This window comes from Sphingomonas sp. SFZ2018-12 (assembly GCF_022496715.1).
Taxonomy (GTDB): Bacteria; Pseudomonadota; Alphaproteobacteria; order Sphingomonadales; family Sphingomonadaceae; genus Sphingomonas.
Genome location: NZ_WTFM01000001.1, coordinates 121,692 through 142,337, shown reverse-complemented (window position 1 = coordinate 142,337; position 20,646 = coordinate 121,692). Strand labels below are relative to the sequence as shown.

The window sequence follows — 20,646 nt, the reverse complement described above, 5'->3', positions numbered from 1 at the left end:
TGATGATCATGGAGGCACGGAAAATGTCACGTTCTCTTCTTCCCGGCGCAATCGCCGCCGCCCTGCTCGTCTCCGGCTGTTCGGGTTATCGCGGCATCGAATCGGCCAATCAGCCGGTCGTCCAGCGCACCGATTATGCCATCGACCTCGCCACCAGCGGCGACGCGCTCGCCGCCGGCGAGGCAAGCCGCCTGGCGGGATGGCTCGCGTCGCTGCGCGCGCAATATGGCGACGATATCGCGGTCGACGATCCGACCGCCTCCGCCGGCATCCGCCGCGCGATCGCGGAAGAGGCCAAGACCTATGGGCTGGCGGTCAGCGATGCGGCACCGGTCACGGTGGGCGCGGTCGCACCGGGGACGGTGCGCGTGCTGTTGAGCCGTTCGTCCGCGAGCGTGCCCAATTGCCCCAATCATTCCAACACCTCGGCGCCGACATTCGCGGCGTTGACGTCGTCAAACTATGGATGCGCGGTCAATTCCAACCTCGCCGCCATGGTCGCGCGTCCGCAGGACCTGGTTCGCGGCCAGCCGGGGGCGACCACCACCGATCCGGCGACGGCGGTCAAGGCGATCGGCACCTATCGCAAGGCGACACCGACCGGCGCGGGCGGCCTGAAATCCGAATCGACCGGAGGCAAATAAGATGAACGCGCCATGGAACCCCGGCCGCACCGCCAACCGTGAACCCTTCGTCGCATTCGTCTGCGACGAAATCACCGCCGAGGCGGTTCGCCCGATCGCGGTCGAACAGGGCTGGTCGGCGGAAAAGGTCAACAAGGGCGGGCTGCGCAACGCCGTGCAGACGCTGTCGGTATCGGCAAGCCCCCACGTCCTGTTCGTCGACCTGTCCGAATCGGGCGATCCCCTCAACGACATCAACGCGCTCGCCGAAGTATGCGAGCCCGGTACGGTCGTGATCGCGGCCGGCCAGGTCAACGACGTCCGCCTCTATCGCGATCTCGTGGCCAGCGGCATCCAGGATTACCTGTTGAAGCCGCTCAATCCCGACATGCTGCGCGACGCATTCTCGAACGCACAGGCGCTGCTCAACGCGCCCAAGCTTGCCGATACGGGGTCGGAACGGCCGCATTGCTCGATCGCGGTGATCGGCGTGCGCGGCGGCGTCGGGGCATCGACCGCCGCCACCTCGATCGCATGGCTGCTCAGCGAAAAATCCCAGCGCAACACCGCGCTGCTCGACCTCGACGTGCATTTCGGCACCGGTGCGCTGGCGCTCGACCTCGAGCCCGGTCGCGGGCTGACCGACGCGATCGAAAATCCGAGCCGCATCGACGGGCTGTTCATCGAACGCGCCATGGTGCGCGCCTCCGAACGGCTGGCGGTGCTGTCGGCGGAAGCGCCGATCAACTCACCGGTGATGACCGATGGCGGGGCCTTCTACCAGCTGCAGGAGGAGATGCGCGGCGCGTTCGAATGCACCGTCATCGACCTGCCGCGCGCGATGCTGATCCAGCACCCGCATCTGATCGCCGATGTGCAGGTGGCCGTGGTGGTGACCGAGTTCACGCTCGCCGCCGCACGCGACACGATCCGCGTGCTGTCGTGGTTCAAATCGAACGCGCCCCAGACCCAAGTCATCGTCCTGGCCAATCGCGTCCATCCGGCCGCGCAGCTGGAGATCAGCCGCAAGGACTTTGAAGGCTCGATCGAGCGCAAGGTCGATCACGTCGTTCCGTTCGACCAGAAGCTGACCGCCAACGCGGCCAAGCTGGGCAAGACCGTGGCCGACGCCGGCAAGGGGTCGAAGACGATCGTGCCGCTGGTCACGCTGTCCCAGCAGCTGGCCGAGATCGGCGACAATGCCGATCCCGATCAGAAGGCGGCGAAGGGCAAGAAGGGCGGCGCGAAGCCGGGCGACGGTGCCGCCTCGCTGCTGGGCAAGATCGTCGCGTTCAAGCCGAAAATGCCGGGCAAGGCCGCCCGCAAATGACCGTGATCGCGTAACTGCGATCACGATGCACGACAGGAAGAGGCGAAGGGGCGACGGGCAATGATGGCGATGATCCTGGTGACGGCAGGAATGTTGTTCACCCTCTTGCTGATTTTCTTTGCCTTGTCGGGGCCGTCGACGGCGCGCGCGGGTGCGCGCCGCCTGACCAGCGTGCGCGTGCGCCATTCCGAAAGCGCGGGCGGGGCGCTCGTCGAGGCGCAGATGCGTCGGATCGCGGCGGTCAAGGCGACCAGCATGGACCTGGCGATCGGGCGCTTCCTGCCAAATCCGGCACAGCTTGCGAAGCGCCTGGCGATGACCGGGAAATCCTGGACGGTCGGCCAGTACGGGATGGCATCGGCCGCGGTGCTCGCGGTGGTGTTCGCGCTGTTGTGGCTGCGCGGCCTCCCGGTGCTGCTGGCGCTGATGGTCGGCGCCTTTGCGGGCACCGGGCTGCCGCACATGGTCGTCGGCTTCTTCGTCAAGCGCCGGGTCAACAAGTTCACCGCCAAGTTTCCCGATGCGATCGAGTTGCTCGTCCGCGGCCTGCGCTCGGGCCTGCCCATCACCGAGACGATGGGCGTCGTCGGTCAGGAAGTGCCCGGCCCGGTCGGTGAGGAATTCCGCGCGGTGTCCGACAAGATGAAGATCGGCAAGACGCTCGATCAGGCGCTGCAGGAAACTGCGGAGCGGCTGGGCACGCCCGAGTTCCAGTTCTTCGTCATCACCATCGCCATCCAGCGCGAAACCGGCGGCAACCTGGCCGAAACGCTCGCCAACCTGGCCGACGTGCTGCGCAAGCGCAGCCAGATGAAGCTGAAGATCAAGGCGATGTCGTCGGAATCGAAGGCGTCGGCCTATATCGTCGGATCGCTGCCCTTCATCGTCTTCGGGCTCATCTGGTTCATCAATGCGACCTACATGCAGAACTTCTTCATCGATCAGCGGCTGATGATCGCCGGTGGCGGCGGGCTGGTGTGGATGAGCATCGGCGCCTTCATCATGGCGAAGATGGTCAATTTCGAAATCTGAAGGCGCGGATCATGGAATCAACTCCCGGCCCTACCCTGTTCGGTGTCGACGTCTTCTGGGTCGCGACGGTCCTTGCGGGCGTCGCCACCTTCGCGGTGCTCGTCGCGCTCTATGCCGTCACGACGGTGCGCGATCCGATGACCAAGCGCGTCAAGGCGCTCAATGACCGTCGCGAGCAGCTGAAGGCCGGCATCACCGCCTCGACCTCGAAGCGGCGGGCCAAGCTGGTCCAGCGCAACGATACGACCGATCGCATCCGCGACTTCCTGTCGTCGCTCAAGGTGCTGCAGGACGAGCAGGTAAAGGCCGCACAGATCAAGCTGATGCAGGCGGGCATCCGGTCGAAGGATTACGCCGTCGCGGTCATTTTCGGCCGGATGATGCTGCCGATCTTCATCGGTGGCACGATGCTGTTCCTGGTCTACGGGACCGAGATGTTCGCCGACTGGAGCCCGCTCAAGGCCTATGGCGTCGTCGCGATCAGCTTCATCGGCAGCTACAAGGCGCCCGACATCTACCTGTCGAACAAGATCCAGAAGCGGTCGGACGCGATCCGCAAGGGATTGCCCGACGCGCTCGACCTGCTCGTGATCTGCGCGGAGGCGGGGCTGACCGTCGATGCCGCGTTCCACCGCGTCGCCAAGGAACTTGGCCGCGCCTATCCCGAACTGGGCGAGGAATTTTCGCTGACCGCGATCGAGCTCGGCTTTCTGACCGACCGGCGCCAGGCGTTCGAGAATCTGGCGACGCGCATCAAGCTGGACGCGATCCGGGGCGTGGTCACCACCATGATCCAGACCGAGAAATACGGGACGCCGCTCGCCTCGGCGCTGCGCGTGCTGTCGGCCGAATTCCGCAACGAACGTATGATGCGGGCGGAGGAAAAAGCCGCGCGCCTGCCCGCGATCATGACGGTGCCGCTGATCCTGTTCATCCTGCCGGTGCTGTTCATCGTCATTCTGGGTCCGGCGGCCTGTTCGATCAGCGATGCGCTGATGTGACGACCGGCCCGGCGTCGGAACGAGTTGCCGCGTTGGCGGGTTAGATCGCCGGAACCCAACCGGGAGATGGCGAGATGCTGGTGCAGACCCCCACCCAAGTCGTGATGCTCGTGCTCTGCGTGTTCGCCGGCTGGCTGCTCGGCCTGGCGAGCACGTCGGGCGGGCGCAAATGGAAGTCCCGCTTCAAGGCGCTCGAGCTCGAGCATCGCCGTTACCGCACCGAAGCCGAGCGCGCCGCGCAGGAAAAGGATGCGCATATCCGCGAGATCGAGGCCGATCGCGACCGGCGCATCGCGGCGATCGAAAACGAGCATCGCCGCAATCCGGCCACGGCGACCGGAACGGTCGTCCCCGTCCGCACGCCGCCGGGGCGCGACGCGGGGGGCAGCTGGCGCGACTGGTTCGGCCGCGCCCGCGACAATCTGTCACGCATCGAGGGCATCGACGAGACGCTGGAGCGCAAGCTCAACGTGCTGGGCATCAAGAGCTTTCGCGACATCGAGACGCTGACCGACGACGACGAAGCCGCGGTCGAGGACGAAACCCAGCTCGCCCGCGGCACGATCACGCGCCAGGACTGGCGGGGCCAGGCCCGCGCGCTGCGTGCGGGCGTCGACGAGATGGACCGCCGGCGGGTCTGAGGTGGCGTAAAGTCCGGAGCGTCGCCCCGGCGAAGGCCGGGGCCTGTGGCAGATGAAGCGCGGCACTTGCAAGAGGCCCCGGCCTCCGGGGTTCCCGGCAAAGGACTACTTTGCGGGGTCCCCTGCGCCGGGGCGACGATAGGTGACTATCCCCGCCCCTTGAGCGCCGCCTGGGCCGCCGCCAGGCGGGCGATCGGCACGCGGTAGGGGCTCGCGCTGACATAATCGAGGCCGATCGTCTCGCAGAATGCGATGCTCGCCGGATCGCCGCCATGTTCGCCGCAAATGCCGAGCTTGATGTCGGGGCGGGTCGCGCGGCCGCGTTCGGCGGCAATCTCGATCAGCTCACCCACGCCCTCGATGTCGAGGCTGACGAACGGGTCGCGGGCGTAGATGCCCTTGTCGACATAGGTGCCCAGGAAACGCGCGGCGTCGTCGCGGCTGACGCCCAGCGTCGTCTGAGTGAGGTCGTTGGTGCCGAAGCTGAAAAACTCGCCGATCTCGGCGATCTCGCGCGCCTTCAATGCCGCGCGCGGAAGCTCGATCATGGTGCCGACGAGATATTCGACCGTGCGGCCCTTTTCGGCGAACACCGCCTGCGCCGCCTGATCGACCACCGCCTTCATCAGCTCGAGCTCGCGCCGCGTCGCGACCAGCGGGATCATCACCTCCGGGATCGGCGCAGCGCCCGACTTCACCGCGACCTCGATCGCGGCCTCGAAGATCGCGCGCGCCTGCATCTCGTAGATTTCGGGATAGCTGACCCCCAGCCGGCAGCCGCGATGGCCGAGCATCGGGTTGACTTCGTGCAGCTCGCTCGCGCGCCGCTTCAGCGTCTCGATCCCCACGCCGGCGGCTTCGGCGACTTCGGCGAACTCGGCCTCCTCATGCGGCAGGAACTCGTGCAGCGGCGGATCGAGCAGGCGGATGGTGACGGGCAGGCCCGCCATCACCTCGAAAATCTCGATGAAGTCGGCGCGCTGTTCGGGCAGCAGCTTGTCGAGCGCGGCCCGCCTGCCCTTCTCATCCTCCGCCAGGATCATCTGGCGGACCGACGTGATCCGCGAGCTTTCGAAGAACATATGCTCGGTGCGGCACAGCCCGATGCCCTCCGCGCCGAAATCGCGCGCGGTGCGGCAGTCGAGCGGGGTTTCGGCGTTGGTGCGCACCTTCAGCCGCCGGACCTGATCGGCCCATTCCATCAGCGTGCCGAAATCGCCGGCCAGCTCCGGCTGCACGGTCGGCACTGCGCCGAGCATCACCTCGCCGGTCGCGCCGTCGATCGTCAGGATGTCGCCCTCGCGCACCTCGCGCCCGCCCACGGTGAAGCGGCGCTCGCGCGGGTTGATCGACAGCGTGCCCGCGCCCGAAACGCAGGGCCGGCCCATGCCGCGCGCGACGACCGCGGCGTGGCTGGTCATGCCGCCCCGCGCGGTCAGGATGCCGCGCGCCGCGTGCATGCCATGAATATCCTCCGGGCTGGTTTCGATACGCACCAGGATCACCGCCTCGCCCAATTCGGCGCGGCGCTCGGCGGTGTCGGCGTCGAACACGACCGCGCCCGATGCCGCACCGGGGCTGGCGGGCAACCCCTTGGTCAGCACGTCGCGGGGGGCGGCGGGGTCGAGCGTGGGGTGGAGCAGCTGGTCGAGCGCGGACGGATCGACGCGCGCGACCGCTTCCTCGCGGGTGATGAGCCCGTCATTGGCCATGTCGACCGCGATCTTGAGCGCCGCCTTGGCGGTGCGCTTGCCCGACCGGGTCTGAAGCATCCACAATTTGGCGCGCTCGACGGTGAACTCGATGTCCTGCATGTCGCGATAATGGCGCTCGAGCAGGTCGAAGACCGATGCCAGCTCGGCATAAGTTTCCGGCATGGCTTCTTCCATGCTCATCGGCTTGGCTCCCGCCGTTTCGCGGGCGGCGCGGGTCAGATATTGCGGGGTGCGGATGCCCGCCACCACGTCCTCGCCCTGCGCGTTGATCAGGAACTCGCCATAATAGGCGGCGTCGCCGGTCGAGGGGTCGCGGGTGAACGCCACGCCCGTCGCCGATGTATCGCCCATGTTGCCGAACACCATCGCCTGGACATTGACCGCGGTGCCCCAGTCGCCGGGGATGTTGTTGAGCTTGCGATAGACCTTGGCGCGTTCCGACTGCCACGATCCGAACACCGCGCCGACCGCGCCCCACAACTGGTCATGCACGTCCTGCGGGAACGGCTTGCCCCAGAGTTCCTGGACGATCGACTTATATTCGTCGACCAGCCGCTTCCAGTCGTCGGCGGTCAGATCGGTGTCGAGATAATGGCCGTTATCTTCCTTGGCGATCTCCAGCGCTTCCTCGAATCGGCCATGGTCGAGTTCGAGCACGACGTCCGAATACATCTGGATGAAGCGGCGATAGCTGTCCCAGGCGAAGCGTTCGTCGCCGCTGACCGTCGCCAGCCCAACCACGGTTTCGTCGTTGAGGCCGAGGTTAAGGACGGTGTCCATCATGCCCGGCATCGACACGCGCGCGCCCGAGCGGACCGAGACGAGCAGCGGATCGGCGGCGTCGCCGAACCGCTTGCCCGTAATCCCCTCGATATGCGCGATGCCGTTGGCGACTTCGGCCCGCAGGCTGTCGGGGAAGGCCTGGCCTTCCTCATAATAGCGCGTGCACATCTCCGTGCTGATCGTGAAGCCCGGCGGCACCGGCAGGCCGATCGATGCCATTTCGGCGAGGTTCGCGCCCTTGCCGCCCAGGAGGTTCTTGTCGCCGCGCCCGCCATCGGAAACGCCGCCGCCGAACCGGTACACATATTGGGTCATCTGGATCGTCCTGTGCTTGAATCGGTGTCCTGCTCCCGGGGAGGAAAGGCGGATGCCGATCGGCAATTGGGTTGCGAAGTTATGGCAAGTTGCGGGCTGTGCGCGATTTGCTCCCTATCCCTCGATCCGCGAGAAATCAGCGACGCGATGCACCGCCGCGCGCATCCGCGCCAGCAGGTTGAGCCGCGCGGTGCGCTTGACCGGATCGGGATCGTTGACGGTGACGGTGTCGAAGAACGCATCGATCGGCGCGCGCAGCGAGGCGAGCGCCGCCATCGCGCCGGCAAAATCCTCCGCCTCCACCGCGCGGATCGCGGCAGGCTCCGCCGCATCGAGCGCCCGCATCAGCGCATCTTCGGCCGGTTCGGGCGTGTAGGACAGGATGCGTGCGCGTTCGGAGCGGGCGTATTCGGCGACGATTTCGGTGAATTCGGGGTCGTCGACCTCGGCCAGCGGGTCTTCCTCGCCGGTCTGGGGGAGTTTGGTTGCGGAAGCAGCCGTCGCCCCGCCACCTGACGTCGACCCGGCGGAGGCCGGGGCCTCTGGCAATGGCGCGCCCACTTGGCCACCGGCCCCGGCCTCCGCCGGGGCGACGCCCTCCTTCTTAAGGATATTGGCCGCACGCTTGTACCCTGCGAGCAGGTTCGCCCCATCCGCCGTCTCGACGAACGCCTGCAACGCATGAACACGGGCGAGCAGCCGGACGAGGTCGTCCTCCCCGCCCAGCGCGAATACCGCGTCGATCAAGTCATGGCGGACGCCCGCCTCGCGTTGCTGGACTTTGAGACGGTCCATCAAAAATGCAACGAGTTCGACCAAACGCGCAGCATTCTCTCTGTCACTCTCAATAACGGGAACGGGTGCTGCTGGATCTTCCGGTACGTTAATTTTCGGAAACACATCACGAAATACCGCTTCTCTCACGGCAGGGTCGGACAGCTCTGATAGTGTCGGCGAGATCCTTAGAAATTTTCGTAATATATCTTCTTTATAGTAACGCTCCAGCACGCCAAACATTGCTCGCATCATAACGGTGACTAAAGACACGCGAACCGTGTTTAAGATAATCAACGAAATAGCGGCAATGCCAGATCTGCGAAGTGCAAAAGGATCTTTTGAGCCAGTCGGGCGCTCATCAATCGTGAAAAACGCTGCAATCGTATCCAGCTTGTCCGCCAAACTTACCGCCACCGTCACCGGATCGGTGGGCACGTCGTCGCCCTGGCCGACCGGCTTGTAGTGGTCGCGGATCGCGGCGGCGACGCGGGGGTCTTCGCCTTGCGCGGCGGCGTAGTAGCCGCCCATCAGGCCCTGCAGCTCGGGAAACTCGCCGACCATGCCGGTGACGAGATCGGCCTTGCACAGCCGGGCGGCGCGTTCGGCGAGGTCCGCCAGTTCCTTGCGCGACAAATCCTCCCCAAGCTTGTCTTGGGGAGGGGGACCGTCCGCAGGACGGTGGAGGGGCGGCGGTGGCACACCGCCGTCTGCGACGGCGGCCCCTCCACCACGCTGCGCGTGGTCCCCCTCCCCGAGCAAGCTCGGGGAGGATTTGACAATCCCTTCCTCACACAGCCAGCGGGCGAGTTTGGCGACGCGGTCGACCTTGTCGGCGACGGTGCCGAGCTTTTCGTGGAAGACGATCTTTTCGAGCTTCTTCGCCTGTTCCTCAAGCGGCACCTTGAGGTCGGTGTCGTAGAAGAAGCGCGCGTCGGACAGGCGGGCGGCGAGCACTTTCTGGTTGCCCGCGACGATCCGCGCGCCGCCGTCGCTGGCGGCGATGTTGGCGACGCAGATGAAGGCGTTGGCCAATCCTCCCCCGGCGGGGGAGGTGGCAGGCGCGTCAGCGCCTGACGGAGGGGGGGTGCCGGTGGGCGCGCTCCCTCCACCATCGGCGGGTGCCGATGGTCCCCCTCCCCGTGCTTGGGAGGTTTGGCAGACGAAATATTTCTGGTTCACCCGCGCTGTGAGCTGGATGACTTCGGGCGGGACGCTGAGGAATTCGGGGTCGAAGCGGCCGAGCAGCGGCACCGGCCATTCGGTCAGCCCGGCATTCTCGGTGACCAGCCCCTCATCCTCGATCAGTTCGAGGCCGGCTTCGCGCGCCAGTTCGGCGGCGCGGGTGCGGATGATCCAGCGGCGCTCGTCCTGATCGACGATGACGTGCGCGGCGCGCAGCGTTTCGGCATAGGTGGCGGCATCGGTGATCTCGACCGCGCCCTGGTGGTGGAAGCGATGGCCGACGGTGGCACGCCCGGCGCGGATGCCGGCGACGTCGCAGTCGACCACGGCATCGCCGAACAGCGCGACGATGCCCTGGAGCGGGCGGACCCAGCGCAGGCTTTCGGTCGACAGCGACGCGGCGCCCCAGCGCATCGACTTGGGCCAGGGAAAGGCGCGGACGATCGCGGGGATCGCGTCCGCCAGCACGTCCGCCGTCGCACGGCCGGGGCGGTTGACGACCGCGAACAGGGTGGCGCGGCCCTTGACGTCGCGGGTCTCCAGCGCGTCGCGGGTCAGGCCCGCCTTGCGCAGGAAGCCGTCGATCGCCGCATCGGGCGCGTCGGCGGGCGGCCCTTTCAGCTCCTCGCTGACCGCCTCAGTCTGATCGGGCAGGCCGCGCGCGATCAGCGCCAGGCGGCGCGGGGTGGCGTAGGTGACGATCTCGCTCGCGCTCAGGCCTGCGGTCGCCAGTTCGGCGGCGAACAGCTTTTCCAGATCGGCGCGCGCGCGATCCTGCATCCGCGCGGGGATTTCTTCGGAGAGGAGTTCGAGCAGGAAGTCGGTCATTTGGGTTCACGCGAAGGCGCGACGGCGCAAAGGGAAGAAGGGGGTTCACGCAGAGCCGCAGAGGACGCGGAGATGAGACCAAGCCGAAATGGCGCGCCAGCGCCGGCGATGTTTGGCTCCGTCGGCGGGAAAAGGCCGCTGCGCGGCAACGGGAACCGACTGCTCTGCGTCCTCCGCGCCTCTGCGTGAACCAAAGCCTTCGCGCCTTCGCGCCTTCGCGTGAACCAAATCCCGCTCACGCCGACCACCCGTTCCGCTCCATCCACGCGGCGCACGCGCCCTTGGCGAGATCGCGGACCCGGCCGATATAGGCCTGGCGCTCGGCGACCGAGATGACGCCGCGCGCGTTCAGCAGGTTGAAGATGTGGCTCGCCTCGATCGCCTGCTCATAAGCCGGGATGGGGAGCTTCGCGGCCAAGCAGTTCTCGCACTCGGCCGCCGCCTTGCGGAACAGGTCGAACAGCGTGTCGGTGTCGGCGACCTCGAAGTTCCAGGCGCTCATCTGGCGTTCGTTTTCGAGGAACACGTCGCCATAGGTGAAGGCGGGCACATTCCCGTCGGCGTCATTGAACGCCAAGTCGTACACCGAATCCTTGTTCTGGATGTACATGGCCAGGCGCTCGAGGCCGTAGGTCAGCTCGCCCGCCACCGGCTTGCAGTCATAGCCGCCCATCTGCTGGAAATAGGTGAACTGGGTCACCTCCATCCCGTCGCACCACACTTCCCAGCCCAGCCCCCACGCGCCGAGCGTCGGGCTTTCCCAGTCATCCTCGACGAAACGAATGTCGTGGAGATTGGTGTCGATGCCGATCGCCGCCAGGCTGCCGAGATACAGCTCCTGAAGGTTCGGCGGGCTGGGCTTCAGGATCACCTGATACTGGTAATAATGCTGGAGCCGGTTGGGGTTTTCGCCATAGCGGCCGTCGGTCGGTCGGCGGCACGGCTGGACGAAGGCGGCGTTCCACGGATCGGGGCCGAGCGCACGCAGCGTCGTCGCGGTGTGGAACGTCCCCGCGCCCATCCGCATGTCATAGGGCTGGAGAATCAAGCAGCCGTGACGGCTCCAGTAATCGTGGAGCGTCAGGATCATGCGCTGGAAGCTGAGAGGCGATGAGCTCAAGCGTCTGCCGTTCGCGGTTGCAATAAAGGGTGTCGCGGTCGCTTTGGCGCAGGCGGGAACGGGGGTCAATGGCGTGCGGGGGGACGACGCGCTATGGCGGGACGGATGATCGCCCCCGCCAAACACCTGCTCGCGCTTGCCGCGCTCGCCATTGCCGGTCCATCGGGCGAAGCGGTGGTGCGCGATGTCGACCCCGCTTTGTGGGTCGCGCGCGACGCCGACACCACCATCTACCTGTTCGGCACGGTGCACCTGCTGAAGCCTGGGCTGAGCTGGTTCGACGAGGCGGTGGCGGATGCGTTCGCACGCGCAGATACGCTGGTGCTCGAGATCGCGACACCCGACCCGGCGGAGATGCGGACGCTGACCGACCGCTACGGCACGCTGGGCGACGGCCCGCCGCTGTCGGCGCGGCTGCCCGCGGGCTATGCGGAGAAGCTCGCCGCCGCGACCCGCGCGATCGGCTATCCCGCGGGCGCGTTCGAGCGCAGCCGGCCGTGGGTGGTCGCCTCCGCCCTGTCGGTGCAGCCGCTGTCGGGGCATGGCTATGACCGCGCGCTGGGGGTCGAGGCGGTGCTGACCGAGGCAGCGGCGCGCGCGGGCAAGCCGGTCGAGGCGCTGGAGACGCTGGAGGACCAGTATCGGATTTTCGCCGACCTGCCCGAGGCGACGCAGATCGAGATGCTGACCCGCGTGCTCGACGGGCAGGACCAGGTCGAGGTCGCGACCGACCAGGCGGTGGCGGCGTGGAGCAAGGGCGACGAACGCGGGCTCGCGCGCGTGCTGGCGGACGACATGGCGCAGACGCCGGCCAGCGTCCGCGACCGGCTGGTCGACCGGCGCAACGCCAACTGGGCGACGTGGATCGCGGCGCGGATGGCGCGGCCGGGCACGGTATTCGTCGCGGTCGGATCGGGGCATCTGGCGGGCAAGGGCAGCGTCCAGCGATTGCTGGCGAAGCGCGGGGTGAAGGTGGCGCAGGTACGATATTGATAGGCCAACACCCAATCCTTGCCATCCACCCCCTTTTGCCCCTATAGGCGCGCGCTTGCCGTGGCGGGGTCATCCCTGGAGGCTCGCCATGGCATGATTGGAAACACAACCGCATCCGGAGATAGCAAATGAGCGAACAGCTTACGCTGTCGGCCGAGACGCGCGATCGGGTTGGCAAGGGAGCCTCCCGTTCGCTTCGTCGCGAAGGCCGCGTCCCCGCCGTGATTTACGGCAACAAGCAGGATCCCCAGCCGATCCACGTCAACGAACGCGAGCTGATGAAGCTGCTGATGAGCGGCCACTTCATGAACTCGATCGTGATGGTCGACGGCGTCGGCAAGTCGGCGATCCGCACGCTGCCCAAGGACGTGACCTTCGATCCCGTCTCCGACCGTCCGGTCCATGTCGATTTCCTGCGCATTTCCGAACATGCGACGGTGACGGTGGCGATCCCGGTCGTGTTCGTCGACGAAGAGGAATCGCCCGGGCTGAAGCGCGGCGGCGTGCTCAACATCGTCCGTCACGAACTCGAACTGGTGTGCGACGCGGCCGAAATCCCCGATCATGTCGACGTGTCGGTCAAGGGCCTGGACGTGGGCGAATCGCTCCATATCTCCGCCGTCACGCTGCCCAAGGGCACCAAGTCGGCGATCGACGACCGCGACTTCACCATCGCGACGATCGCGGCGCCGTCGGCGCTGAAGTCGGCAGAGGGCGAAGCGGCTGCGGAAGCCGAAGCCGCGGGCGCGTAATCCGACTTACGTCGCCCCGGCGCAGGCCGGGGCCGCTGGCTAATGAAGCGACCTTCAATAGGGCGCTCAATTGGCCAGAGGTCCCCGCCTACGCCGGGACGGCGTGCTGGTGCCCGCCGCGGTATAGCGAGAGACTCAGCCATGCAGCTTTGGGTGGGGCTCGGCAATCCCGGCCCGCAATATGCGATGCACCGGCACAATATCGGCTTCATGGCGGTCGACGCCATCGCCGAAGTCCATGGCTTTTCCGCGCCGAAAAAGGCATTTCAGGGCTGGGTGCAGGAAGGGCGCATCGGCGCGCACAAGCTGCTGCTGCTCAAACCCGCGACCTATATGAACGAAAGCGGGCGTTCGGTGGGCGAGGCGCTGCGCTTCTACAAGCTCACCCCCGCCGACCTGACCGTCTTCTATGACGAGCTCGACCTGGCACCCTTCAAGGTCAAGGTGAAGCATGGCGGCGGGGCTGCCGGCCACAACGGCATCCGGTCGATCGACCAGCATATCGGCCCCGAATTCCGCCGCGTGCGGCTCGGCATCGGCCATCCGGGGCACAAGGACCGGGTGACCGGCCATGTGCTCGGCAATTTCGCCAAGGCGGAGATCGAGCCACTGTCCGACTTGCTGGGCGCAGTTGCCGCCGAAGCGCCGTGGCTGGCGGACGGTGATGACGTCCGCTTCATGAACGACGTCGCGTTGAGGTTGCAGGATTGATGCCCACCCGCTCGCTGTTCGCCACGCAATTCTACGACGCCGATCTGGGCGACGCTGCGCTGATCGCGGAGCTCGAGGGCGCGTGCCTTGATCTGGCCGAGGCCGACCGCGCGGGGCGGGCATGGTCGCGCGATCATGGCTATCGCGGCTATACCAGCTATGCGTCGCTCAACGACCTGCCTCAGCGCGACCCGCGCTTTGGCGATCTGGTGCGGCACCTCAACCGCCACGTCGCCGCGTTCGCCAGCGACTGTGCGTTCGACCTGGGCGGCAGGAAGCTCAAGCTCGACAGTCTGTGGGTCAATGTGATGAAGCCCGGCGCGACGCACAGCGGCCACATCCATCCGCACGCGGTAGTGTCGGGCACCGTCTATATCGCGGTGCCGCCGGGTTCGGGCGCACTGAAGCTGGAGGACCCGCGGCTGCCGATGCTGATGGCCGCGCCGCCACGCACCCCCGACGCGCCCGAGCCGCTGCGCAGCTTCGTCTATGCCGAACCACGCGCGGGCGCGGTGTTCCTGTGGGAAAGCTGGCTGCGCCACGAAGTGATGCCCCATGCCGGCAAGGGCGAACGGATCAGCATCAGTTTCAACTATCGTTAGCCGCCGCGCGCCGCGCGACTTGGCATCCGCACCCGCTTCGGCCTATCGGGCGGGACATCATTCTTCCGAAATCAGGATCATCTCATGGGCTTTCGCTGCGGCATCGTCGGGCTCCCCAATGTCGGCAAATCCACGCTGTTCAACGCGCTGACCGAGACCGCGGCGGCGCAGGCGGCGAATTATCCATTCTGCACGATCGAGCCCAATGTCGGCAATGTCGCGGTGCCCGATCCCCGGCTGCACCAGCTGGCCGAGATCGCCAAGTCGGCCAAGATCATCGAGACCCAGCTCGGGTTCGTCGACATCGCGGGACTGGTGCGCGGGGCGAGCAAGGGCGAGGGGCTGGGCAATCAGTTCCTGGGCAATATCCGCGAGGTCGACGCGATCGTCCACGTCCTGCGCTGTTTCGAGAATGACGACATCCAGCATGTCGATAACCGCGTCGATCCGATCGCGGATGCCGAGACGGTCGAGACCGAGCTGATGCTCGCCGACCTGGAAAGCCTGGAAAAGCGCGTGCCGGCCTTCGTCAAGAAGGCGCAGCAAGGCGACAAGGAGGCCAAGGTCGCCGCCAGCGTGCTGGGCCAGGCGCTCGACCTGTTGCGCGACGGCAAGCCCGCGCGACTGACCGCGCCCAAGGACGTCGACGAAGCGCGCGTGCTGGCGCAGGCGCAGCTGCTGACCGCCAAGCCGGTGCTGTACGTGTGCAACGTCAATGAGGAAGACGCCGCCGAGGGCAATGCGCTGTCGGCCAACGTGTTCGCCAAGGCGGAGGCCGAGGGCGCGCAGGCCGTCGTCGTCTCCGCCGCGATCGAGGCCGAGATCGCGACCATGCCGGTCGAGGACCGCGCCGAGTTCCTGGCCGAACTGGGGCTGGCGGAAACCGGCCTCGCCCGCGTCATCACCGCGGGGTACAAGCTGCTCCACCTGCTGACCTTCTTCACCGTCGGGCCGAAGGAAGCGCGCGCCTGGACGGTCGAGGCAGGTGCCAAGGCGCCTCAGGCGGCCGGCGCGATCCACAGCGATTTCGAACGCGGCTTCATCCGCGCCGAGACGATCGCGTTCGAGGACTATGTCGCGTTCAAGGGCGAGGCCGGCGCGCGCGACGCCGGCAAGCTGCGCGCCGAGGGCAAGGAATATGTCGTCCAGGACGGCGACGTGATGCTGTTCCGCTTCAACGTGTGATCACGCCGCTGCTGCAACCGGCATCAGGACTCGGGCCTGTCCGGTTCGATCGGGAATCTCTGGTCTAGCCAGGCCAGCCAATCGTCCTGTAGCGCGTTCAGATCGCGCGGCAGCTCGCCCTTGGGCTCGGCGTTGGCCAGCCATGCCGCCATCGTCTCGCCGCGGCCAAAAGCTGCACCGATGCGCGCGAAGATTGCCGGATCCTTGGTCCGGGCGACAAGATATTCCGCGGTTAGGGTTGCCTGCAGATAGTAATGAATCGCGGATTCGGCGAACTTCTCCGCCTCTGGTCCCGATGATGCCCGGATCATCATCCCTTCTTTTGGCGTCGCGCCCGGATTTTCCTTTTGCATGGCGGCAATCAGCGCACGTCCTCGCTCGGCCCCCGGATGCGTCGACGCGAAGAAAGCGGGCAGATCGACCAGCGCATTGTCGGGCGCGGTCGACAACGATCCACTTGCGCGCAGCTTGCGATAGCGGTCCCCGAATTGGCTGATGCGCGGACCCGCCAGATTTTCGGGCTCCATCAGCACGGCCGCCGTCTCGTCCATCCAGTCCGGCCCGGCACCGCCGTAATGGCCGCCTTCGCGCGCCGTGCCGGGCCAGAATGCTTCGACATACCAGATGTGCCCCAACTCGTGCGCGATCACGCCCGGCTGCTGCGCGCCCGCCACGCCCACACGGCGCGCCTTCACTTTGGTAAGCGCTTCCTGAACCAATGGCTCGCGTGCCTCGGCGGGCATGTCAGCGGTCTGCGCCTCGACCGCGCGTCGCACCGACGCTTCGATCTGGAGGTCGAATCCCTTTGGCGACAGATAAGGCAATACCGCCGTGAATCCGGCGGCCTTCAACGACGCAAAGGTCTCCCCGCCCACATTGCCGTCGGTCGTCTCGACGACGGCATAACGCGCGGGCGCACGGTTGAAGCGCGCGCGGAAGCGGCCAACGCCAGCTTCTGCATCGGCGAGCAGGTGCTGTGCCCGCGCCGCATCATCCGCGATCGCCACGCCATCGGCTGATTCAGCGCAGGCACGGCTGCCCGCAACTTCCGCCGCCGCGGCGCACAAGCCGCTGGCGTGAACCGGCAGTGACCCGCCAAATGCCGCAGACAAAACCAATACGAGAGACGTCAAGCGCAACGCACACCCTCCATCCATAAGTGATTACATCTGTAATCCTGTTTACAGTTGTGGTCGAATGTCAAGGGGATGGCGAGCCGCCGGATCGTCGTTGATCTCGGGAATGGCGTATCCGGCGATGGTGACGATGCTATGCAGGTCCCGGCTTTGGCAGGGAAACCGACTCCATGATCTATTTTGAGGATATTGTACCCGGAACGCGTCGTTCCTTTGGCAGCTATCTGGTCACGCGCGAGGAAGTGCTGGGCTTTGCCGAACGCTACGACCCGCAACCCTTCCATTTGTCCGACGACGCGGCTGCGCAAACCCATTTCGGGCGGCTGGCGGCGAGCGGCTGGCACACCTGTGCGATGACCATGTCGATGCTGGTCAAGCACATGAGCGAGCAGGAGCCCGCCGCGTCGCTGGGCGCGGCGGGGGTGGACGAACTGCGCTGGCTCAAGCCCGTCTATCCCGGCGACACGCTGCGCTGCGAGACCGAGGTGATGGAGACGCGCGCATCGCGCAGCCGCCCCGAAATGGGGACGGTGCGCAACAAGATGACCGTGTTTAACCAGCATGATGAGCCGGTGATGACCTTTACCGCGATCGGGCTCTACCGGACGCGAAACGGGGTGGCAGCGGGCTGATCAATCGCGGCGGTCGCGGCGGTTTTCGCGGCGAAGTGCGCGCCGATCCTGGCGATATTCGCGGCGAAACTCGCGCCGGTCCTGGCGGCGTTCGGCGCGGAACTCGGGCCGGCTCACCGCGCCGCGGCGGAAATCGGCGCGGTCGTCGCGGCGGTCGCGGCGAAACGCGCGCTCGTCCTGGCGGCGATCGCGCGTGAAGTCGCGCCAGTTCTCACGGATCTCGCGCCGGTCGCCCCGCCAGCCGCCCCGACGCGCTTCCCAATAGCTGCGCTGCGCGCCGTTCCAGCGATAGGGCCGACGATAGCTGTCATAGACGAAATACCCGCTGCCGGGATAATAGAAGCCGTCATGCCAGCCCCAATAAGGATCGCCGAACCCGCTGGCATATCCGGGGCCGTAAGCGCCGGCGACGCCATAACCGACCGACACGCCGCCATAGCCATAATCATTGCCGTAACAGGCACTGAGTCCGACCGCCGCCACCGCGACGAGGCCGATCGTCTTGATCCGCGAAATCCACATCGCATCCACTCCAGGAAGTTCTTGGGGAAATTAAAGCACTTGGTGATTGAACCGATGCTGAACCCTCTGGAGCCGGAGCGCCGATCAGCTTGTCGGAAAGCGTTGATCGAGCCAGGCGAGCCAGTCGGCCTGCATCGCCTTCAACTCGCGCGGCAGCGTGCCCTTGGGCTCGGCATTGGCCAGCCACTGCTCGATCGTTTCGCCGCGGACAAAGGCTTCGGCGATGCGCGCGAAGATCTGGCGGTCGCCGGTCCGCTCGACCAGGTACTGGGAGGCAACGGCCGACTGGAGGTAGAAGCGCACACCCCCCTCGGCGATCTTGCGGGCCTCTTCGCCCGAGATCACCCGAAAACTGTCATTGCTCGATCTGATTCCGGCATTCTTGTTTAGCTGTTGGACCTGCTGGTGAGCCGGATGGGTTTCTGAGAAAAAATTGTTCAGGTCGATCATCAGTTTCGTGTTCTCATCCGCATTTGTCGGATCGGCGCGATAGCGATTGTATCGCTGAGCAAATTGCTTCACGCGGTCGTCGATGCTGTCCGGGGCTTCCATCAGCACCGCGGCCATTTCGTCCAGCCAATCCGGGCTTGGCCCACCATAATGCTTGTCTTCGCTCAGCGTCGAATTGGGCCAGTACCCTTGCCAATACCAGTAATGACCCAGCTCGTGCGAGACGGCGGCAAGCTCGATACGCGCACGCGTGGCCGGACTCATCTGACGATCGACAGCAGTTTGCACGGCGGCATCGATCTCGGTCTGCGGGCGGCCGACCATTTGCGCCGACACCCCGCGGCGGATCGACGCTTCGACCTGCGCACGATATGTCCGGTCGGAGAGCCAGGGCAGCACCACCGGGAATCCGCCCTTGCGCAGCCCCGCGACGCTTTCCCTAGAAACCAGTCCTTCAGCTGCTTCAGCGACCGCATAACGGAGAGGTTGCCGACCGAAATTCGCCTTGAACCGCTCAACGCCGCCCTCAGCCAGCTCAAGCAGCCGCCGGGCGCGGGCGGCATTGCTCGCCAGCGCCACGCCGTTGGCGCTTTCTACGCATTCTAGATCAGGCAGGATCGAACTGGCCTGATCGCAGAGCCTGGCCTGTCCGGCCAAAGCAGGGGCGCTTGAACACGCGATCGCGCTCAGCGCCAGCACGATACGTCCAACCGGTCGAGAAAGAGACATTCATCCTCCATCGCTAAAACTGACTACAGCTGTAGTCGTTAGCGATGTAGCGATGACTACATATGTAGTCAATAATATGTGGGGGTGCGGTTCTGCCTCAATGCCCCTCGAACGCGACCAGCGCGTGGACGGCGATCCCATCGCTGCGCAGTGCATCGGCCCCGCCCAGTTCGGGCAGGTCGATGACGAAAGCGGCCTGGGTGACGACCGCGCCGGCCTTGCGCAGCAGGCGGACGGCGGCGCGGGCGGTGCCGCCGGTGGCGATCAAATCGTCGACCAGCAGCACGCGCGCGCCCGGCGCCAGCGCGTCGGCGTGAATCGCGATGCGGTCGGTGCCGTATTCGAGCGCGTAATCCTCCGCGATCGTCGCGCCGGGCAGCTTGCCGTCCTTGCGGATCAGGAGCACGCCCGCCCCCAGCGCGAGCGCGAGCGCGGGGGCGAAGACGAAACCGCGCGCCTCGATGCCCGCGACCAGATCGACCGGACCGTCGACCCCGGCCAGCAGCCGCTCGACCGTCAGCGCCAGCCCCTCGCCGTCGAGGAGCAGGGTGGTGATGTCGCGGAACTGGATGCCGGGCTTTGGAAAATCCGGGATGGTGCGAATGCGGCTGCGGATGTCGTGATTGTCGCTCATGTCGATGTCGCCCCCCGGAAACGAAAACACCCCGGCCAGCCGACCGGGGTGCTTTCAGCCTTGCCCAAGCCAGGCGCGCGCCGCAAGCGGGCGCGCGCCGGTCAGTCTCAATGCTTCACGTCGCGCCAGATGTTGCGATAGGCACCATAGGCCAGCGCGGTGAAAATCAGGATGAAGATGATCGCGGCAAGACCCGCCTGGTGCCGCACTTCGAGCTTGGGCTCCGCGGTCCAGACGAGGAAGGCGGCGACGTCCTTGGACATCTGGTCGATGGTCGGGTTGGTTCCGTCGGCATAGGTCACCTGGCCATCCGCGGCGAGCGGCGGCGCCATCGCCAGATTGAGCGTCGGGAAATAGGGGTTGTGGTTCAGCCCCTCCGGCACGGTGAAGTCGGGAAACTTCTTGAGCAGCTCGGCCGACGGATCGCGATAGCCGGTCAGCAGCGAATAGATGTAATCCGCGCCGCCTTCGCGCGCCTTGGCCATCAGCGAGAGATCCGGCGGGATCGCGTTATTGTTGGCCGCGCGCGCCGCGACGTCATTGGCCCAGGGCGACGGGAAATGGTCGGCGGGCGTGTTCTTGCGCGTCGCCGCTTCGCCGGTTTCCGGGTTCACCGATGCCTGTTCGACCGCCCACTGGTCGGCGATCGCCTTCACTTCGGCCTCATTGTAGCCGAGCGCGGTCAGGTCGCGGAACGACACCAGCTTTAGCGAGTGGCAGGCCGAGCAGACTTCCTTGTAGACCTGGAAGCCGCGCTGGAGCTGGGCGCGGTCGAACTTGCCCATCATGCCGTCGGAGGCGAGGTTGGCGTGCCTTGGTTCGCGATGGAACTCCTCGGCGGCCGACTCCTCCGCCGGCTCGGCCATCAGCGAGCCGGCCAGGCCGAGCACCAGCACGAAGGCAAAGCCCAGGCCGATCAGGATCGAAATGATACGAGTCATCGTCAGGTAAAT

Annotated in this window: 20 protein-coding genes; 12 read left to right on the top strand and 8 right to left on the bottom strand. The window is 66.2% G+C overall.

The window, feature by feature from the left end:
- Positions 1–23: 23 nt before the first annotated feature.
- From GO308_RS00735 to GO308_RS00715, 5 genes are all read left to right on the top strand, one after another.
- The gene (locus tag GO308_RS00735; protein ID WP_231726086.1) at positions 24–644 is read left to right on the top strand and encodes a CpaD family pilus assembly lipoprotein; all 621 of its coding nucleotides are present in this window, start codon (positions 24–26) and stop codon (positions 642–644) included.
- 1 nt (position 645) lies between these two features.
- Entirely contained in the window at positions 646–1,953 is a 1,308-nt protein-coding gene (locus GO308_RS00730; RefSeq protein WP_066481056.1) for a pilus assembly protein CpaE, read from the top strand.
- A gap of 60 nt (positions 1,954–2,013) precedes the next feature.
- On the top strand, positions 2,014–2,985 hold the full coding sequence (locus GO308_RS00725) for a type II secretion system F family protein (RefSeq protein ID WP_240883527.1): 972 nt from the start codon (positions 2,014–2,016) through the stop codon (positions 2,983–2,985).
- 11 nt (positions 2,986–2,996) lie between these two features.
- A complete protein-coding gene (locus GO308_RS00720; RefSeq protein ID WP_066481058.1) occupies positions 2,997–3,986 on the top strand; it encodes a type II secretion system F family protein in 990 nt (329 codons plus the stop codon).
- A gap of 74 nt (positions 3,987–4,060) precedes the next feature.
- On the top strand, positions 4,061–4,627 hold the full coding sequence (locus GO308_RS00715; RefSeq protein WP_240883526.1) for a hypothetical protein: 567 nt from the start codon (positions 4,061–4,063) through the stop codon (positions 4,625–4,627).
- A gap of 146 nt (positions 4,628–4,773) precedes the next feature.
- On the opposite strand, the gene ppdK is transcribed toward GO308_RS00715, so the two are convergent.
- The 3 genes from ppdK to GO308_RS00700 all read right to left on the bottom strand — a co-directional run bounded on the left by ppdK (position 4,774) and on the right by GO308_RS00700 (position 11,317).
- A complete protein-coding gene (gene ppdK / locus GO308_RS00710) occupies positions 4,774–7,440 on the bottom strand; it encodes a pyruvate, phosphate dikinase (RefSeq protein ID WP_240883525.1) in 2,667 nt (888 codons plus the stop codon).
- Positions 7,441–7,554: 114 nt separating this feature from the next.
- Complete coding sequence (locus GO308_RS00705) at positions 7,555–10,227, bottom strand: glycine--tRNA ligase subunit beta (RefSeq protein ID WP_240883524.1); 2,673 nt, start codon at positions 10,225–10,227, stop codon at positions 7,555–7,557.
- Positions 10,228–10,462: 235 nt separating this feature from the next.
- Positions 10,463–11,317, bottom strand: coding sequence for a glycine--tRNA ligase subunit alpha (locus tag GO308_RS00700; RefSeq protein WP_240885179.1), 855 nt, complete (start codon positions 11,315–11,317; stop codon positions 10,463–10,465).
- 135 nt (positions 11,318–11,452) lie between these two features.
- Here GO308_RS00700 and GO308_RS00695 point away from each other — a divergent pair, with 135 nt between their 5' ends.
- The 5 genes from GO308_RS00695 to ychF all read left to right on the top strand — a co-directional run bounded on the left by GO308_RS00695 (position 11,453) and on the right by ychF (position 15,590).
- Complete coding sequence (locus tag GO308_RS00695) at positions 11,453–12,340, top strand: TraB/GumN family protein (RefSeq protein ID WP_240883523.1); 888 nt, start codon at positions 11,453–11,455, stop codon at positions 12,338–12,340.
- Positions 12,341–12,468: 128 nt separating this feature from the next.
- Complete coding sequence (locus GO308_RS00690; protein WP_066481070.1) at positions 12,469–13,092, top strand: 50S ribosomal protein L25/general stress protein Ctc; 624 nt, start codon at positions 12,469–12,471, stop codon at positions 13,090–13,092.
- 141 nt (positions 13,093–13,233) lie between these two features.
- Positions 13,234–13,803, top strand: a complete 570-nt coding sequence (pth, locus tag GO308_RS00685; protein ID WP_066481072.1) for an aminoacyl-tRNA hydrolase — start codon at positions 13,234–13,236, stop codon at positions 13,801–13,803.
- The gene (locus GO308_RS00680; protein ID WP_240883522.1) at positions 13,803–14,405 is read left to right on the top strand and encodes a TIGR02466 family protein; all 603 of its coding nucleotides are present in this window, start codon (positions 13,803–13,805) and stop codon (positions 14,403–14,405) included. The genes pth and GO308_RS00680 overlap by 1 nt, the downstream gene beginning before the upstream one ends.
- Positions 14,406–14,489: 84 nt before the next feature.
- The gene (gene ychF / locus GO308_RS00675) at positions 14,490–15,590 is read left to right on the top strand and encodes a redox-regulated ATPase YchF (RefSeq protein ID WP_240883521.1); all 1,101 of its coding nucleotides are present in this window, start codon (positions 14,490–14,492) and stop codon (positions 15,588–15,590) included.
- Positions 15,591–15,613: 23 nt separating this feature from the next.
- Here the strand turns inward: ychF and GO308_RS00670 are convergent, their stop codons facing one another.
- The gene (locus tag GO308_RS00670; protein WP_240883520.1) at positions 15,614–16,141 is read right to left on the bottom strand and encodes a hypothetical protein; all 528 of its coding nucleotides are present in this window, start codon (positions 16,139–16,141) and stop codon (positions 15,614–15,616) included.
- A 24-nt stretch (positions 16,142–16,165) separates the two neighbouring features.
- On the opposite strand from GO308_RS00670, the gene GO308_RS00665 reads away from it, so the two are divergent.
- Both GO308_RS00665 and GO308_RS00660 read left to right on the top strand, forming a co-directional pair.
- Positions 16,166–16,609: a hypothetical protein gene (locus GO308_RS00665; protein WP_240883519.1), complete on the top strand. Its 444-nt coding sequence runs from the start codon at positions 16,166–16,168 to the stop codon at positions 16,607–16,609.
- A 287-nt stretch (positions 16,610–16,896) separates the two neighbouring features.
- Positions 16,897–17,358 carry a MaoC family dehydratase gene (locus GO308_RS00660; RefSeq protein WP_240883518.1) on the top strand — a complete coding sequence of 154 codons (462 nt, stop codon included), beginning with the start codon at positions 16,897–16,899 and terminating at the stop codon, positions 17,356–17,358.
- On the opposite strand, the gene GO308_RS00655 is transcribed toward GO308_RS00660, so the two are convergent.
- The 4 genes from GO308_RS00655 to GO308_RS00640 all read right to left on the bottom strand — a co-directional run bounded on the left by GO308_RS00655 (position 17,359) and on the right by GO308_RS00640 (position 20,634).
- Positions 17,359–17,880, bottom strand: coding sequence for a hypothetical protein (locus GO308_RS00655; protein WP_197417118.1), 522 nt, complete (start codon positions 17,878–17,880; stop codon positions 17,359–17,361).
- Positions 17,881–17,964: 84 nt separating this feature from the next.
- Positions 17,965–19,059, bottom strand: coding sequence for a hypothetical protein (locus GO308_RS00650; RefSeq protein WP_240883517.1), 1,095 nt, complete (start codon positions 19,057–19,059; stop codon positions 17,965–17,967).
- Positions 19,060–19,156: 97 nt separating this feature from the next.
- A complete protein-coding gene (locus GO308_RS00645; RefSeq protein WP_066550197.1) occupies positions 19,157–19,693 on the bottom strand; it encodes an adenine phosphoribosyltransferase in 537 nt (178 codons plus the stop codon).
- Positions 19,694–19,800: 107 nt separating this feature from the next.
- Positions 19,801–20,634 carry a cytochrome c1 gene (locus tag GO308_RS00640; RefSeq protein ID WP_240883516.1) on the bottom strand — a complete coding sequence of 278 codons (834 nt, stop codon included), beginning with the start codon at positions 20,632–20,634 and terminating at the stop codon, positions 19,801–19,803.
- Positions 20,635–20,646: the final 12 nt, after the last annotated feature.